The following is a 15489-nucleotide window of genomic DNA, read 5'->3' on the forward strand; positions in this document are numbered from 1 at the left end:
TTATGAAGGCGACGATTCGCCAAGGTTTAATGACACTGCTGATGCTGTTGGCAGTGGCGCTTTCTTTTTCGGTCCAGGCTGAGCGCAAATTACTCGATCAGGTAGTGGCGATTGTTGATGACGACGTAGTCCTCCAGACCGAACTGGAAGCAAGGATCAACACCATCACCGGGCGTCTCAGTGCCCAGGGCACCGGCTTGCCGCCGCGCCGCCTTCTTGAAGAGCGGGTTCTGGAACAACTGATCACCGAATCGGTTCAGCTACAGATGGCGGACAAGATGGGGATGCGCATCAGCGATAACGAGCTGAACGAAACCCTGGCCAACATTGCCGAGCGCAACGGCATGAGCCTGCCCGAGTTTGAAAACCAGCTTGTTGCAGAGGGTGTAAGCTATCGCCAGGCCAGAGAGCAGATTCGCCAGGAAATGCTCACCAGTAGGGTGCAGCAGCGTTTGGTTGGCAACCGTGTTCGCGTGACCGAGCGCGAGGTTGAAAATTACCTGCAGGCGCTGGAGTCTGGTGGTGGTACCGATGCGGAATACCGGCTTGCCTACATTTTTATCGAGCTGGACAACCCGGCTGATGATGCCGCTTTAGATGCAACCCGCGAGAAGGCGGAAAAACTCCGCGCGGCTATAGTGAACGGCCGTGATTTTCGCGAGGTGGCTGTTGCTGAGTCCGATGCCAGCAACGCGCTCGAAGGCGGCGATATGGGTTGGCGCAGTGAGCGCCAGTTGCCGTCATTGGTTGCGCCGATTGTACCGGGGCTGGCGGTTGGCGAACCCTCAGAGGTTCTGGAGAACAACAGCGGTTTCCACATGGTCATGGTAATGGACAAACGCGGAGGCTCGCAGAAGCAGGTTATCCAGCAGAACCGCGTGCGCCATATTCTGATCCGGCCGTCTGAAGCTGTGACGGATACTGAAGCAGAGGCCGCCATCCGGAAACTCTCGCAGCAGCTTCAGGACGGGGATGATTTTGCCGTGCTGGCTCGCGAGTTTTCGGACGACCCCGTGTCTGGTTCTGACGGCGGCAATCTTGGCTGGGTAAGTCCCGGGCAAATGGTGCCGGCGTTTGAACAGGCCATGCAGGAAGCAGAAGTAGGCGAGATTAAGGGGCCATTCCGCTCGCAGTTTGGGTGGCACATTCTTCAGGTTGAGGAGCGCCGCCAGAAAGACATAAGCAGCGACGTGAAGGAGGCCGAGGCCCGCCAAGCAATTTATCGCCGCAAGTTTGAAACCGAACTGCAGAACTGGCTCCGGGAAATCCGTGATGAAGCCTTTATCGAGTTCAAGGGCGAGTATGAACAGAACGCCGATGAAGACGAACCCGGCGACGCGCAGGAAGCTGCAGAATAATGAGTGACGGGATTGTTCTGGCTCTGACTGCTGGTGAACCCGCAGGCATAGGCCCCGAGCTTTGCCTGCAATTGGCGACCGGCCAGCGTGATGCTGGCATGGTGGTCGTTGCCAGCCAGCCACTGCTGGAGGAACGGGCCCGGTTGCTGGGCCTCGACGTGACGCTGCACTCCTGGAAACCGGGCATGAAGCCTGAAAAGGGGGCGGGCGAGCTTTCTGTTTTGCACGTTGAGGGCTGTGTATCTCTTCAGGCGGGCAAACTGGATACTGCGAACAGCCGCTATCTGCTGGACACCCTCACCGTTGCCGCCAAAGGCTGCCTTGAGGGCGACTTTGACGGCATGGTTACCGCACCGGTCCACAAAGGTGTTATCAACGAAGCGGGCATTGAATTCAGCGGCCATACGGAGTTCCTTCAGGAGCTTTGTTCCGTAGAGCGGGTGGTCATGATGCTCGCCTCAGAAGAACTGCGGGTGGCGTTGGTAACAACTCACTTACCCCTCAAGGATGTCTCCGCGGCGATTACGCCAGAGCGGCTGACTCAGGTTGCCAGCATTCTGAACGCCGACCTGAAGAAGTTTTTTGGCATTGCGCGGCCCAGAATTCTTGTCGCGGGCCTGAACCCCCACGCGGGTGAGGGAGGCCATCTTGGGCGGGAAGAAATTGAGGTGATTGAGCCCACGCTTGAGAGGCTTCGTGGGCAAGGTATAGATCTCATAGGCCCTTTACCGGCAGATACACTGTTCACGCCGCACTGGCTGGACAACGCCGATGCTGCCCTGGCCATGTACCACGATCAGGGCCTGCCGGTTCTCAAATTTCAGGGTTTTGGTCGTGCTGTAAACATTACTCTGGGATTACCCATTGTACGTACATCGGTGGACCACGGCACCGCACTGGATCTGGCTGGCACAGGCAAAGCGGATTCGGGTAGCCTGCACGCCGCCATTCGAGTGGGCGAGCAAATGGCGCGCTCCCTCAAATACGCTAAAAAGAGAGAAACCTGAGTGAGCAAAAAAGCCGGCCATCAGGCCAGGAAACGGTTCGGCCAGAACTTCCTTCACGATCCGGGCGTGATAGAGCGCATCATTCGCGCCATTCACCCGAAGCCGGACGATGCCATTGTGGAAATCGGTCCCGGCCTTGGCGCAATAACCGAGGAGATTCTGGCGGTTAATCCGAAGCTTCAAGTGGTGGAGCTGGATCGCGACCTGATTCCCGTGCTGCGCACCAAGTTTTTCAACTATCCCGACTTCCGCATCCACGAAGCCGACGCACTGAAATTTGATTTCAACCAGCTTGTGGACGAGAAGCCTCTGCGCATTATTGGCAACCTGCCCTACAACATCTCTACCCCGCTGATTTTCCATTTGCTGGCCCAGTCAGGCGTGGTGCAAGACATGCACTTCATGCTGCAGAAGGAAGTGGTGCAGCGGATGGCCGCAGTGCCCGGCGACAACAACTATGGCCGGCTGGGCATCATGACCCAGTATTTCTGCAAGGTTCAGCCGTTGTTTGAAGTGGGCCCCAGCGCATTTCGGCCGGCTCCGAAAGTGGACTCCGCCATTGTGCGTCTGGTTCCCCATACAGAGTTTCCTTATCCGGCAAAGGATCTCGGCACACTGCAGGCCGTGGTCAGAACCGCGTTTAACGCTCGCAGAAAGACCCTGCGCAAGGCTCTGGGAGGGTTGGTAACGGTTGATCAGTTGCAGGCTTTGGGTATCAATGACGGCTTGCGACCGGAAAATCTCAGCCTGGCGGACTACGTAAGCATCGCAGACATGCTGATAGCCGAAAAAGGCAGTGAGCAAGGCTGTGTTTCGGGCGCCGAAGCTAGTGCAGGAGACGCAAGCGGAGACAGCCATGACTGATTACGCCATAGGCGATATTCAGGGCTGTTACGATCGCTTGAAAGATGTGCTTGCCAAAGTGGATTTTTCGCCTTCCCGTGATCGCCTCTGGGTGGCGGGTGATCTGATAAACCGTGGGCCGTCATCCCTGAAAACCCTGCGCTACATTGAAAGCCTGGGTGATTCAGCCGTGGTAGTTCTTGGCAACCACGACCTGCACCTGCTGGCGGTGGCTCTTGGCGGCCATGCGCCAAAGCGCAAGGACACTCTCGCAGAAATACTGCGGGCTCCGGATCGCGACAAGCTGGTGAACTGGCTGCGTCAGCAGAACCTGTGTGTGCACGATTCTGAACGCAACATCATGATGGCCCATGCCGGGGTGCCCCATATCTGGAGCATTCAGCAGGCTCTCGCCCATGCCCGGGAAGTGGAAGATGTGATTCGTGGGGAGCATGCTCCGGAATACTTCACGCTGATGTACGGCAACAAACCGGAAGGCTGGAATGAAAACCTCACGGGTATGGACCGCTGGCGGGTGATCACCAACTATTTCACTCGAATGCGCTTTATTGCCCGGGATGGCAGGCTGGAGCTCACCACGAAAGAGCACGCTGGCAGTGCGCCCAAGGGCTTTTCGCCCTGGTTTGAATTTCCCCGCCCTGACGACCTGCGAGTTATCTTCGGGCACTGGGCGGCTATCGAGGGCGAGACCGGGAAAGAGCGTTTTATTGGCCTGGACACTGGTTGCGTCTGGGGTGGTGCGCTCACGATGATGAATCTGGATACCGGAGAAAAGATCCACTGTGACTGCTGAAACCGTAAAACTGCGGGGCCAAGGCCTTATGCGCCTGCCCATCGTTACTGGTGCTTTTTTTGCTCTTACGGCGGTCATGGCTGGTGCCTTTGGTGCTCATAGCCTGCGTAACCTGGTGAGCGAACGCAGCCTGGAGGTATTCCAGACGGCGGTTACCTATCAGATGTATCACGCCATCACACTGATGCTGGTTGCCGTGTTGTCTGGTTTTGGTCTTTCACGACGTCTGCTGGGGCTGGCTGTCAGCTTCTTTCTGGCGGGCATCCTGCTGTTCAGTGGCAGCTTGTATACACTGGTATTGACCGACATGCGCTGGGTCGGCCCGATTACGCCCATCGGCGGCGTATGCTTTATGATTGGGTGGGCATTGTTGCTGGCGGCTGGTGCGCGCCATCAAGTGAATCAAGACAGAGGTTAAGAACGCTATGCAGGTTCAGGTAAATGGTGAAGCCATGGATCTCCCCGCAGGAGCCACGGTTACCTTACTGGTGGAAAAAATGGCCCTTGCGGGCAAACGGCTGGCGGTAGAGGTTAACGAAGACATAGTCCCCCGCAGCCAACACGCAGAATTCGCTCTCAATAACGGTGATCGTGTTGAGGTGGTACACGCGATCGGAGGTGGTTAACCCCGGCCTGGTCGGTCGAAAGCCTGGCCGCGATACACGTCTTCAAGAATTTACATCATTACGTTTTACCAACCCGGAAACACTATGACCGACACGCCAGAGATTCAGTTGCCAGAAGACAAACCTCTTGAAATTGCTGGTCGAATTTACCAGTCAAGACTGCTGGTCGGCACGGGCAAATACCGTGACCTGACGGAAACCGGCCAAGCTATTGAAATGAGCGGAGCCGACATCGTGACCGTAGCGGTTCGCCGTACCAACCTCGGACAGAACCCGGATGAGCCCAACCTTCTGGACGTCATCTCCCCGGATCGCTACACCATCCTGCCCAACACTGCCGGCTGTTATACCGCCAAAGACGCTGTGCGCACCTGCAAACTGGCGCGCGAGCTGCTCGACGGTCGTGATCTGGTCAAGCTGGAAGTGCTGGGCGAACACAAGACCCTGTACCCGAACATGCCGGAAACCCTTGTGGCTGCAGAGGAACTGATCAACGACGGCTTCAAGGTCATGGTTTATTGTTCCGACGATCCCTTACTGGCCATGCGCCTTGAGGAAATGGGCTGCATCGCGATCATGCCACTGGGCGCACCCATCGGCTCGGGCCTGGGCATCCAGAATCGCTATAACATCCGTTTGATCGTTGAAAACGCCAAGGTGCCCGTTCTGGTGGATGCTGGCGTAGGCACGGCCTCCGATGCCACGATCGCCATGGAGCTGGGCTGCGACGGCGTACTGATGAACACCGCTATAGCCCAGGCCAAAGACCCGGTCAAAATGGCCAACGCCATGCGCCTGGCTATTGAAGCAGGCCGTGAAGCCTATCTCGCAGGGCGGATGCCCAAAAAACTTTATGCGAGTGCGTCGTCGCCCCTCGATGGCACCTTCTTCTGATTTAAATTCTGATTAAGAGCGCTGCAGTATGGCCATAACCGATCAGAAGCCCAGTCGCCGGGAGGTGATTCTCCACGCCCTTTTGGAACTCCTGGAAAACGATCCAGGAGCCAGAATCACCACCTCGGTTCTCGCCAAATCCGTTGGCGTGACCGAGGCGGCGTTATACCGCCACTTTCCCAGCAAGCGGAAAATGTTCGAGGCGCTTCTGGAGTTTGCAGAAGAAGCTGTGTTTTCCCGCTGTCAGGTCATCCTGCAGGAGCAGGAAGATGTGCGCGTTCGTTTGCAGCAGTTGGTGCATCTGGTTCTTGTGTTCGCCGAGCGCAATCCGGGGTTGTGTTGTGTGCTCACCGGCGATGCCTTGGTCGGCGAAAACGAGACGCTACGCAGGCGTGCTTCCCAGTTTTTCGAACGCCTGGAAACCCAGCTTCGGCAAACCCTGAAAGAAGGCGAAATCCGCCAGGGTTTGCGGCCACGCACCAGTGCTACCCGGGGTGCTGACTTTGTTCTGGTGTTCATGGAAGGCCGGATTCAGCGGTTCATTCGCTCATCGTTTTCACGGTTGCCCTCGGCCGATTTCGACGAGAGTTGGGGGTTGGTTGCTGAGGCTCTGTGGGGCTGAATTTGGTGGTTTTCTACTGGTAGCCTTCGGGTTTTGGTGCTGGAGGCTGGTGGGATCGGTCTGCACAGAACCGCTACGAGCACGTCCATGTGCGCTTGTTTCCGGCCATCCTTGGCCTCCAACATTCTGTGCAGACCGATCCCACCAACCTCTTTCAGGCAACTCAGATATATCTCGTTTCTTTCCGTCTTACTCTAACTTCTGTTCAGACAAACGGAAGGATGTCTGGTTTTTTTTTGATGAGATTTTACGTCAGTTAGATGGCGCGGTCAGGAAGGCCCTGTCCCGGAATGTCGGAGGCCATGGATGGCCTACGTCAAGCGCACACGGACGTGCTTGTAGCGGTTCCGGGACAGGGCCTTCCTGACCGTGCCCACTCCGAAACCATCAGGCTAAAAAGAAGAAAACTCCCAAAGCCCAAGCCTCACTCATACCCGGAAGCAGACCGAAGAATCTGGCGAACAGACTCCCAGATAGCAGGTGCCGAAATCAGGATATCGCGACCCCAGAGGTCGGCAGGGTAACCCTGAGGAACCTCGCTGAAGTGACCAGCTGTGGCGCCGGCTTCCAGCGCGATCAGGCGGGCAGCGGCGAAATCCCAGGGGCTGACGTTTTCGTAGTAGATGTCCAGTCGACCGCAAGCTACCCAGCAGATATCCAGAGCCGCGGAACCGATACGGCGCAGGTCGCGGCATTGGTGAATCATCGCGTCCAAACGGCTCACCAAAGGTGCCAGATTATCCTTGGTGTAAGGAAAACCGGTTGCAAACAGGGAGTCTCTCGGAACCGTAGCGCCGCTATGGATAATAGGCTTGCCGTTGAGTGTCGCACCATCGCCCCTGGTGGCGCGGAAGGTTTCGTTCGGGAAGGGCGCGTGTACCACGCCAGCCTGCACTCGGCCGTTTTCTGCGTAGGCAATGGACACCGCGACCTGCGGGTGGCCATAGGCATAGTTTACCGTGCCATCAATGGGATCAACGATCCAAAGAGGTGTTTCGAGATTCTCGGCTTGGCTGAGATCCGGTGTGTTTTCTTCAGACAGGATGCGGTGATCCGGGAAACGCTTCTGGATGGCGCTGGTGATGAACTCATCGGCCATGATGTCAGCGTGAGTGACCAGCTCGGCCTGGTATTTGTAGTCAGTACGGAGGGAGCTGTGATCACGCTCCCGGCGAATCAGCTTTCCGGCCTCCCGGGCCAGATCTTCTGCGAAATCGGTAATGTCCCGCAGGAAAACAGAATCAGACATGGCGCCCCCGTTCGAATCTTTCCAAGAGTGAGGGCGCCAGTTTAGCATGACAATATCAAAGGCTGTTCAGCCAGGCCTCCATCTTGTCCATGGCTTCCACCAGGCGGGGGCATGCCTTGTCGACAAAATCGTCAGCCAGCTCCTGATCGGCATAGTCTCCGCCGGCCAGCTGCAGCGACTCGGCGCCGTTGAAGTCTACGAATGCCAGGCGCGCGCCGAGGTGGTCAGGCACGAAGCCGAAGTCGCTGGCGGGCAGGATGGCTACGCCGGTGTTTTCCAGCAGCGATTGGCAAAATGCCTGGCTGGTTTTGATGTCTTTTTTGGCAAGCTGGTCGCGGAAGCTGTCGAAGTTCGGGAACAGATAGAACGCGCCTTCGGGCTTCTGCACCACCGCGCCCATCTCACTCAGGCGCCGGTGCATATACTCACCAACCACCTTCAGCACACGGCGGGACTGTTTTAAATACTCATCTATGTCGTCGCCTCCGTTAAAGGCAGTGATTGCGGCGTGCTGTATGGGTGCGCTGGTAGCCGTGTAGGTTTCGCTGGCGATGATCGCCATGGCGTCCTGCAGGGGGCGTAGTTCCTTCGGGAAGATAAAGGTGCCCAGACGCCAGCCACCGGCACCTGCCCACTTACTAAGCCCGGTGCTGATGATGGTGCCTTCCGGATAGTAGCGTGCGATGGACTTATGCTTGCCCTCGAAGTGCACTTCGCCATAGATTTCGTCGGAAAGCAGGATGATCCTGTATTTGCGGGCCACGTTCGCAATGGCCAGCAGTTGGTCGTCTGTGTAGGTGCAACCAGTCGGGTTCGACGGGTAGTTCAGGATCAGAATACGCGGGCGGGAAACGTCGTCCCGGCAAACGATGTCCAGCTCCTCAGCGGTGAGCTGCCAGTTGTTTTCTGCGTGGGTGGGCAGCCAGTGCACGGAACGACCGATAATACGGGCCTGGGGGGCGTAGGAAACCCAGCTCGGGCGCGGAATGAGCAGGTCGCCGTAATAGGCCAGCTGCAGAATGAACAGCAGCTCCTTGGAGCCCGGACCAATCAGTACATCCTCCCAGGTACACCGCATGCGCTCACTGCGGTTGATGTAACCGGCAATGGATTCACGCAGGCTCTTGAGCCCCTTGACTGGCAAGTAGTCTTTTTCGTGGGCGTGGTGCCTGAGCGCATCCACTACGCGTTCTGGAACAGGGAAGGGTGACTGCCCCAGCCCGAGCTTGATGATGTCCTTGCCTTCAGATTTAAGCTGGTTGCTCAGTTCGTTGATCCGAAGGGTGGCGGAGGGTTGAATGCCGCGTACATTCAGGTTGATTGCGAAGCGTTGGTCGTTGTGGATATCCATTGTCCCGGTCTGTTTGTTGAGAGTGGCCCCGACAGTATAGGAAACCCAAACATATCTGTGTGGGCTTTGCGGATAGGTGATTGCCGAAGCCGCACCGGCGCGCTATCACTGTGCCTGGCTACGGCCGAATCTCCAATTGGCCTTAGCGATCGCGAACCCAGACTTCTACTCGCCCATTGCGCTTCTGGCCGCTCGTGCCGCCGGCCATGCCCACAGGCATATAGTGGCCATAACCGGTGTAATGAACATCATGGACGTTGAGATCAGAAAGTGCCTTACGCACTGAAAGTGCGCGTAATTCTGAAATCATCTGGGCTCGTAACTCGTTGGTTTGCTGATCGGCAAAGCCAATGAGCAATAAGTCATCGGCTTTGCGACTTTCCCTGCAGAGAAACTCAGCAACTCGTGTCAGATCTCTTTGCGCCTTGTTGTCCAGCTTGGTGCGCCCTTCGGAGAATCGGAAGTTAACGGTCAGTCGACTGAAGTTCTGGGTCAGCAACTTGAACGTGGTGGGTGTGCTATCGGCCAAGTTGGGTTTGACGGCACGTAGATTCTGGGAAATAAATCCTGATCTGGAGACAAGGGCCTGGCCTTCCGCACCCAATACGAATTCGACAAAGTCTTTCGCTACGGCTGTTGTGACATCGCCAGGTGTGTACATGAACAAACGTCTGGAAAGCGGGTAGTCTTCACTGGCAACAGTCAGCCTGGATGGTTTCATTGCGGGAGCTTCGCCATCAGAAATCGCCAGTACTTTGCTATTGCGTACCGAGACCAGCCCGGAGAAGCCAATGCCTCCGGGGTCGGCACTCACATCGTCTGAGAGTTGGTCGTTCGATTCATAGCGCTTGGAGGAAGCGTGGAGCGGGTAATCCTTGCCCAGAACCAGGCTCTTAAAGGTGTCCCAGGTTCCAGAACGATCATCCCGCGCGTACAGGTTAATGGGCAAGTCGGCGCCGCCGACCTCTGACCAATTGCGGATCTCGCCTGAAAATATTCTGGCCAGTGTGTGGGTACTTAGTTGATTGATTCGATTTGAAGGATGAACCAGTACCGCGAGGCCATCGATCGCAATCACATGCTCGCTTTGGAGATTCCCAAGGTTGGCGCGCCCTGCCATTTGCTGCACTTCCACCGGTTTGACTGACCGGGATGACGCCCATACATCGGCGTTTCCGGCGTCCAGTGCCTTGAAGCCGGTGCTGGAACCGTGAGCGGCGACCAGGATTCGAAGGGGCGTACCACTCCGGTTCCCAACCAGAAGCGTCTCGTTGTGCTTGCCGTTGCCAAGGGTTCGGATCGGATCGCTGCCGCGACTTTCGAGGAAGCCCTCGACAAGCATGGGGGCCAGTTTTGCGCCAATTGTATTGGAGCCGTGAATCTCCATGTCTTCGGCGTGGCCAGCAGGTGCACTAAAAATCAAAAGCAGGCAGAGCACCCCGGACAGAGCACTCTGCAGCGCCTGGAGTGAGTGGCGTTGTTTCATCATAAAACCTCATGGCAACAAACAGTCAGTGTTGCGGGAAGAATGAGGCAGAATTATTGCGGGAATGTTTCAGTGGCTATAGGCAGTCGCAACAATGGAACAAGCCACTCCTGGGGGTCAGGGAAAACGATGCGGGTCCAGTTCCATATGCAGTATTCGCGGGCCGAGCATGATAACCCTGCCGCTGTATCGCTCTTCGCCGGTAGACGTAAAGTCAAACATGAAGCGACGCCACACGCGGATCTGGCCCTGGTCATCCCGCCTGAACCATATGCCCCGCAGATAGATGGCATCATCAAGCAGCATGACGTCCATGGTTTTGCAGTAGCGGTGGGCCGCCTGGAGCACCGAGTCCTTGATGGCCTTGGCGCGCCACCAGTACCAGATAAAAAAGGCTGCAACAAACAACCAGAACAGCGTTCCCAGAGTCATGATAACAACACGATAGCGGCGATCTTCCGAAAGAAATAGCGGGTCAGAGCGCCAGACTACCTTATTGTGAGAGTGCGGGGAATCGCTATGCTTTTTCCTGGGCTCTAGCCCGGTTTGGTGCTGGTAGCGGGGCAGAAAGCATTTTCAGGAAGTGACTGGTGAGCAGTTGGGCCTGATCCACGCTGTCACCGAGATCTTCCGATTCCTGACGGGCGCTTTCGCCGCTCCGTACGGACTCGTCACCCAGTGCGAGCAGGCGGTCCACCTGTTGCTGCACCTGCAGGCTGAGGGCCGATTGTTCCTCCGTGGCGCCGGCCACTTCGTGGGTGCAGCTGGTAATGATCTCAATGTCTTTGAGGGTAGAGGAAAGTGCCTTGCTGGCCTCCCCTCCCATAAAGGTAGTTTGTTTGCAGGCGCTCGCGCCACGTTCTATAACGTCGACCACGCCGTGGGTTTCGTTTTGCAGAGCGCCAATAATTTCCTCGATCTTGCGGGTTGATTCATGGGTGCGCTTGGCCAACCCTCGAACTTCATCGGCTACAACGGCAAAGCCGCGACCAGCCTCTCCGGCTCGCGCCGCTTCAATAGCTGCGTTGAGCGCGAGCAGATTGGTCTGCTCTGCAATATCAGAAATTACATCAAGCACCAGACCGATCGCGTCACTCTTTTCCGAGAGAGTGGTTATTCGTTCGTTTGCTGCGAAAAGCTGACGTTCCAGACCCGACAGGTCGTCATTCATTATCTGCATCTGTTGCTGGCAGTGTTCGGCAGACTTGGTGGCATCCATGGTTGCGCCATGGGTGCGGCTTGTCAGCTCACTCACGCCTTTGACGCTGCGCGACAGTTCGTCGAATGCCCGGGTGATGTTCTGGATATCTTCACGTTGGCTGCGAATGCTGGCAACGGAATGCGATACCCACTCGATGGTGCGTTGCTTGTTGCCGTGCAACTGACCAACGTTCGTGTGCATTCGAGCCGATACTGCCCGCAGTATGGCGTTGCGTTTTTGCCGGTCGAACTCTATCCATGCGCTCTCATCACGGCGGCCGGTATAGATCCATGGCATGGCCGGGTGAGCATCGCCACAAACGGCTCTTGCGCTCAGAACCATTGGGCGTGTCAGCCAATGCAGAGTCACAAAAGCCACAACTAACAGCCCTTGAAGGAGGGCCAGGCTTTGGAAGGGCATAGTAGCCAGACCCAAAGCCAGGAGGCCTGTGGCAACCACTGCGTAGAGGCATAGCAGCTTCCAGGGCAGAGCAGGGCTTATGGCGAGAAACCGCCGCGATATGTCGCCGCGATTCCAAGCGGCGTAAGCCATTTCAGCCCTTTTGATCTGCGCCCGATCGGGGAGTACGCGTACCGACTGGTATTCAACGACGCGGCCGTCGCTAAAAATTGGGGTCACGAAGGCATCTACCCAGTAATGGTCACCGTTTTTACATCGATTCTTGACCATTCCGCGCCAGGAATCTCCGTTCTTGATCGTTTGCCACAGATCCCCGAATGCTCCGGGCGGCATGTCAGGGTGCCGTATGAAGTTATGGTCCTGGCCAATCAGTTCCTCTGCGGTATAACCGGAAACCTCTGAGAAAGCGTCATTGGCAGCGGTAATTTTGCCTTGCAGGTCGGTGGTGGTGATGAGGTTGAAGTCGTCGGGATAGGTCCGTTCTTTTTGGGTAACCGGCTCGTTTCTGCGCATATCTCACTCTGCTTGGATCTCATTGTATTGTTGCTGTGCAGGCGTGCAAGGCACGCAGTTCAAGGCGCGCGAGCACAGCAGCGAACCTGATTAAAGACCAGTTTGCGATGAAAGGAGCTTTGAGTGGTATCCATATAACGCAAAAGATGAGCAGGGCTTCATTATTCAATTTCGGAAACCCTGTTTTGCGTAATCTGGATAGTTGAATGCGGACTTCCTTGTATGCTGATGGTACGCAGCCCAAAGATTACGGGTTGAAATGACGGGGGCAGATCACTCATGCAGTTTGAGCAGCAGCAAGATTTCAGGGCGTTGGTGGATCAATACCCACGCGCCATCATGTTGGTCACCAAAGAGCCGAGAATTACCTATGTGAACCGTATGTTTCGCTTGGTGACCGGGTATGAGCGCGATGAAGTAGTGGGTCAGCCCCCTTCAATCCTTAGCTCGGGACTGCATGCGCCGGAATTTTATCAGACCATGTGGCAGACCCTGGCTAACAAAGGGCGATGGGAGGGGCTGATCTGGAACCGGAAAAGAAGTGGCGAGGTCTATCCTCAATGGCTCAGCATTTATCCGATGGAGTACGAAGGGCGGCATGCATACGTGGGCATGTTTATGGATATGGGCGAAAGAACCGGGGCGGATGAGCGCCTGGCTTCGCTTGCCTACTATGACCCTCTTACCGAGCTGCCCAACCGTTCATTGTTTCAGGAGTTCTTGAAAGCTCGGGTGAGCCAGCATTCCTGTGATGGTGCCCGCTTTGCTGTTTTATTCATTGATCTCGATTTTTTCAAGTCAGTCAATGATCTCCATGGGCATGAATTCGGTGATGGTGTATTGAAGCAAGCATCGATGTGCATTCGGAGTGTGGTGCGCAAAGTTGATGTGGTCGCCAGATTATCTGGTGACGAGTTCGCGGTTATTGTGGAGCTGCAAAATCTCGATGAGTTGGAGGACGTTGGTCAGCGCTTGATTCAGGCTTTTCGTGCCCCGGTGATCGTGGGCCAACGGGAGTATTTTTTATCGGCGTCGATAGGCGCCGCCGTTTACCCCTTACATGGGAAAAGTGGCGCGGAGTTATTACAGAAAGCAGATCGTGCCATGTATGCGGCGAAGCTGGCCGGCCGGGCCTGCTACCGGATATACAGCGAGGCCGATGATGAGCAAGGTCGTCGTGAGCAACAACTTTCAGAGGCCCTGGTCGCTTCCCTGAAAACCTCGCCTGGCGAGTTTCATGTGATGTACCAACCTCAATACGACCTCCACTCCGGGCAGGCTGTGGGTATGGAGGCCCTGTTGCGTTGGGACCATCCGGAGTTCGGTTCGGTTTCGCCAGCTGTGTTTGTTCCTCTGGCCGAGCGTCGGGGGCAGATCCACGAAATGACACAGCAATTGGTGCGCCAGATACTGGCAGATTTGCAGGAAGTGCCGCCGGAAATCTCCGCTTCGTTCCGATTGGCAATTAACATCTCAGCTCGCCAGATCACCGATGCCCGGCTTGGCCTCGTTATAGGCCCCCTGCTGGCACGTATCGAGAAAATTGGCTGGCAGTTGGAGATCGAGATTACCGAAACCCATATCATGCACCTTACCAGGCAGTGCCTGGAAACGCTCAAGGAACTCCGAAATCAGGGCGTGGGGATAGCCATTGATGACTTTGGCACAGGCTATTCTTCGCTGGCGTATTTGCAGAACCTGCCGGTACAGGTCCTCAAGATAGATCGGCAGTTTATCCGTCGCCTGGGTACGCAGGATTCCGATTCCCGGATTGTGTCCGCCATTTTGGGGATTGCAGATGCCCTGGAGCTGGAGGTTGTGGCTGAGGGTATCGAAACTAAGGCTCAATACCAGGAACTGCAGGAGCTGAACTGCCAGCGAGGGCAGGGGTATTTAATGGCCCGACCGCAGCCCTGGCAACAGGTGAAGAAGACGGTTCTTGATCTATGTCAATAAATTGTTAATCTGGGGCTCGTATTTTGCACGATTTGCAATAAGCGGCCATGTCGAGGAGGCGAACTGTATTAAATTAAAACAAATTAATACAGGTTGTTACAGATGGCGCGTGGCGCACGAAGGCGCGTACCAACTCCTTGATTTACGGGATTTATGCGAAACGCAATCACAAAATCTGAACTGGACGCCTATATCCGTATTGATCGGGTGTTCTGCCAACCGTGGTTCCGAACAATTGGTTTGATATCCGGCCTTTCATTTACCGGTTGCCGGTCGTACCAGGTTACCAAACCGGTAGGCGGATTGGCCTGGTTAACTACCAGCGCGGGCAAGGTTATTTGTCTGCACGTTGCTCAACAGATGGAAGCCGGCCATTGCCGGGCATCGATTCCACTCCTGTTATTTGCTTCTGGTGGAGACATTTCAATCTCGTCTTCTGACGGTGCCTGGCAGTCACTGAGCGTGCCGACCTGGGTTCGTTCAGGAGATGAATTTGATCTCAGGCTCGCAGAAAACAGCCGGCTTATTGTTCTGAAGCCAACCCTTGAGTTGGCTGAGACAAACCTGCTGGCCGGGACGTACCAACAATTGCCCGCCATAGCGCCATTGATAAAACGCTATCTCCAAAGCACCCGGTTCTATATCGACGACGCGCATGCCAAGGCACTTACCCGTGAGCTTTTTGGTCAGCTGGCAAAGTTGCAGGCCGGGGGCCAGATAACGGAGGTTCTGGATACGTCGCCTCCGGATCGACGCCTGCAACGAGCAATCGATAAAATCGAACAGAATCCGAATTGGGAATTTAACCTGCAGGAGCTTGCCAGTTACTCAGGTGCCAGCGAGCGTAACCTATACTATCTGATGAAACGCAGCACGGGATTGACACCCTACCGGTTTTACCAGCGTCAACGCCTTATCCGGGTTCGACGCCGTTTGGTGGATTGCCAAGCCAGGGAGCCTCATATATCCCGGTATGCCGCGGATGAGGGTTTCTCCCATTTGGGTCGTTTTGCGGCACTTTACCGGGAGCATTTTGGCGAATTGCCCAGCAAGACAGTGCGGTGTCGCCAACATCTCTATGAAGCCGATATGAACGCGGGCGAGTTGACCTGTGAAATGCTGACTCAGAGGTAATTGAAGCTAAAAAAA

At 55.8% G+C, this 15489-nt stretch carries 15 protein-coding genes; 10 read left to right on the forward strand and 5 right to left on the reverse strand.

All coding sequences use genetic code 11. The features are described from left to right. Positions 1 to 2: 2 nt before the first annotated feature. From FFI90_RS09390 to slmA, 8 genes are all read left to right on the forward strand, one after another. Positions 3 to 1358 carry a peptidylprolyl isomerase gene (locus FFI90_RS09390; protein WP_144777763.1) on the forward strand — a complete coding sequence of 452 codons (1356 nt, stop codon included), beginning with the start codon at positions 3 to 5 and terminating at the stop codon, positions 1356 to 1358. Then, complete coding sequence (gene pdxA, locus FFI90_RS09395; RefSeq protein ID WP_144777764.1) at positions 1358 to 2365, forward strand: 4-hydroxythreonine-4-phosphate dehydrogenase PdxA; 1008 nt, start codon at positions 1358 to 1360, stop codon at positions 2363 to 2365. Before FFI90_RS09390 ends, pdxA begins: the two co-directional genes overlap by 1 nt. Then, on the forward strand, positions 2366 to 3229 hold the full coding sequence (gene rsmA, locus FFI90_RS09400; protein ID WP_144777765.1) for a 16S rRNA (adenine(1518)-N(6)/adenine(1519)-N(6))-dimethyltransferase RsmA: 864 nt from the start codon (positions 2366 to 2368) through the stop codon (positions 3227 to 3229). It abuts the gene before it with no gap. Further along, on the forward strand, positions 3222 to 4022 hold the full coding sequence (locus FFI90_RS09405; protein ID WP_144777766.1) for a symmetrical bis(5'-nucleosyl)-tetraphosphatase: 801 nt from the start codon (positions 3222 to 3224) through the stop codon (positions 4020 to 4022). The genes rsmA and FFI90_RS09405 overlap by 8 nt, the downstream gene beginning before the upstream one ends. 28 nt (positions 4023 to 4050) lie before the next feature. Then, entirely contained in the window at positions 4051 to 4440 is a 390-nt protein-coding gene (locus tag FFI90_RS09410) for a DUF423 domain-containing protein (protein ID WP_144778305.1), read from the forward strand. A gap of 7 nt (positions 4441 to 4447) precedes the next feature. Next, positions 4448 to 4648, forward strand: coding sequence for a sulfur carrier protein ThiS (gene thiS / locus FFI90_RS09415; protein WP_144777767.1), 201 nt, complete (start codon positions 4448 to 4450; stop codon positions 4646 to 4648). Between the two features lie 84 nt (positions 4649 to 4732). After that, positions 4733 to 5542 carry a thiazole synthase gene (locus tag FFI90_RS09420; RefSeq protein ID WP_144777768.1) on the forward strand — a complete coding sequence of 270 codons (810 nt, stop codon included), beginning with the start codon at positions 4733 to 4735 and terminating at the stop codon, positions 5540 to 5542. 34 nt (positions 5543 to 5576) lie between these two features. Further along, positions 5577 to 6164: a nucleoid occlusion factor SlmA gene (gene slmA / locus FFI90_RS09425; protein ID WP_144778306.1), complete on the forward strand. Its 588-nt coding sequence runs from the start codon at positions 5577 to 5579 to the stop codon at positions 6162 to 6164. 424 nt (positions 6165 to 6588) lie between these two features. Here slmA and FFI90_RS09430 read toward each other — a convergent pair whose 3' ends face one another. The 5 genes from FFI90_RS09430 to FFI90_RS09450 all read right to left on the reverse strand — a co-directional run bounded on the left by FFI90_RS09430 (position 6589) and on the right by FFI90_RS09450 (position 12384). After that, entirely contained in the window at positions 6589 to 7413 is an 825-nt protein-coding gene (locus tag FFI90_RS09430) for an inositol monophosphatase family protein (RefSeq protein ID WP_144777769.1), read from the reverse strand. A 55-nt stretch (positions 7414 to 7468) separates the two neighbouring features. Beyond that, on the reverse strand, positions 7469 to 8764 hold the full coding sequence (locus FFI90_RS09435; protein WP_144777770.1) for a pyridoxal phosphate-dependent aminotransferase: 1296 nt from the start codon (positions 8762 to 8764) through the stop codon (positions 7469 to 7471). 142 nt (positions 8765 to 8906) lie between these two features. After that, on the reverse strand, positions 8907 to 10253 hold the full coding sequence (locus tag FFI90_RS09440; RefSeq protein ID WP_246123469.1) for a substrate-binding domain-containing protein: 1347 nt from the start codon (positions 10251 to 10253) through the stop codon (positions 8907 to 8909). Positions 10254 to 10367: 114 nt separating this feature from the next. After that, positions 10368 to 10682, reverse strand: coding sequence for a DUF3301 domain-containing protein (locus FFI90_RS09445; protein ID WP_144777771.1), 315 nt, complete (start codon positions 10680 to 10682; stop codon positions 10368 to 10370). Between the two features lie 85 nt (positions 10683 to 10767). Continuing rightward, positions 10768 to 12384: a methyl-accepting chemotaxis protein gene (locus FFI90_RS09450; protein ID WP_144777772.1), complete on the reverse strand. Its 1617-nt coding sequence runs from the start codon at positions 12382 to 12384 to the stop codon at positions 10768 to 10770. Positions 12385 to 12663: 279 nt separating this feature from the next. Between FFI90_RS09450 and FFI90_RS09455 the strand changes: the two genes are divergently transcribed. Next, positions 12664 to 14340 carry a putative bifunctional diguanylate cyclase/phosphodiesterase gene (locus FFI90_RS09455; protein ID WP_144777773.1) on the forward strand — a complete coding sequence of 559 codons (1677 nt, stop codon included), beginning with the start codon at positions 12664 to 12666 and terminating at the stop codon, positions 14338 to 14340. Positions 14341 to 14493: 153 nt separating this feature from the next. Then, positions 14494 to 15474 (forward strand): helix-turn-helix domain-containing protein, encoded by a 981-nt coding sequence (locus FFI90_RS09460; protein ID WP_144777774.1) that lies wholly within the window; start codon positions 14494 to 14496, stop codon positions 15472 to 15474. The last annotated feature ends 15 nt before the right edge of the window (positions 15475 to 15489 follow it).

It is taken from the genome of Marinobacter maritimus, assembly GCF_007671675.1.
Classification (GTDB): Bacteria; Pseudomonadota; Gammaproteobacteria; order Pseudomonadales; family Oleiphilaceae; genus Marinobacter; species Marinobacter maritimus.

Excerpts from the sequence above, each read along its gene's own strand:
- pdxA (WP_144777764.1), top strand. The coding sequence starts at position 1,358 with ATGAGTGACGGGATTGTTCTGGCTCTGACTGCTGGTGAACCCGCAGGC.
- FFI90_RS09435 (WP_144777770.1), bottom strand. The coding sequence starts at position 8,764 with ATGGATATCCACAACGACCAACGCTTCGCAATCAACCTGAATGTACGC.
- FFI90_RS09420 (WP_144777768.1), top strand. The coding sequence starts at position 4,733 with ATGACCGACACGCCAGAGATTCAGTTGCCAGAAGACAAACCTCTTGAA.
- FFI90_RS09430 (WP_144777769.1), bottom strand. The coding sequence starts at position 7,413 with ATGTCTGATTCTGTTTTCCTGCGGGACATTACCGATTTCGCAGAAGAT.
- FFI90_RS09445 (WP_144777771.1), bottom strand. The coding sequence starts at position 10,682 with ATGACTCTGGGAACGCTGTTCTGGTTGTTTGTTGCAGCCTTTTTTATC.
- FFI90_RS09440 (WP_246123469.1), bottom strand. The coding sequence starts at position 10,253 with ATGATGAAACAACGCCACTCACTCCAGGCGCTGCAGAGTGCTCTGTCC.
- FFI90_RS09460 (WP_144777774.1), top strand. The coding sequence starts at position 14,494 with ATGCGAAACGCAATCACAAAATCTGAACTGGACGCCTATATCCGTATT.
- FFI90_RS09405 (WP_144777766.1), top strand. The coding sequence starts at position 3,222 with ATGACTGATTACGCCATAGGCGATATTCAGGGCTGTTACGATCGCTTG.
- FFI90_RS09390 (WP_144777763.1), top strand. The coding sequence starts at position 3 with ATGAAGGCGACGATTCGCCAAGGTTTAATGACACTGCTGATGCTGTTG.
- FFI90_RS09450 (WP_144777772.1), bottom strand. The coding sequence starts at position 12,384 with ATGCGCAGAAACGAGCCGGTTACCCAAAAAGAACGGACCTATCCCGAC.
- thiS (WP_144777767.1), top strand. The coding sequence starts at position 4,448 with ATGCAGGTTCAGGTAAATGGTGAAGCCATGGATCTCCCCGCAGGAGCC.
- FFI90_RS09410 (WP_144778305.1), top strand. The coding sequence starts at position 4,051 with ATGCGCCTGCCCATCGTTACTGGTGCTTTTTTTGCTCTTACGGCGGTC.
- FFI90_RS09455 (WP_144777773.1), top strand. The coding sequence starts at position 12,664 with ATGCAGTTTGAGCAGCAGCAAGATTTCAGGGCGTTGGTGGATCAATAC.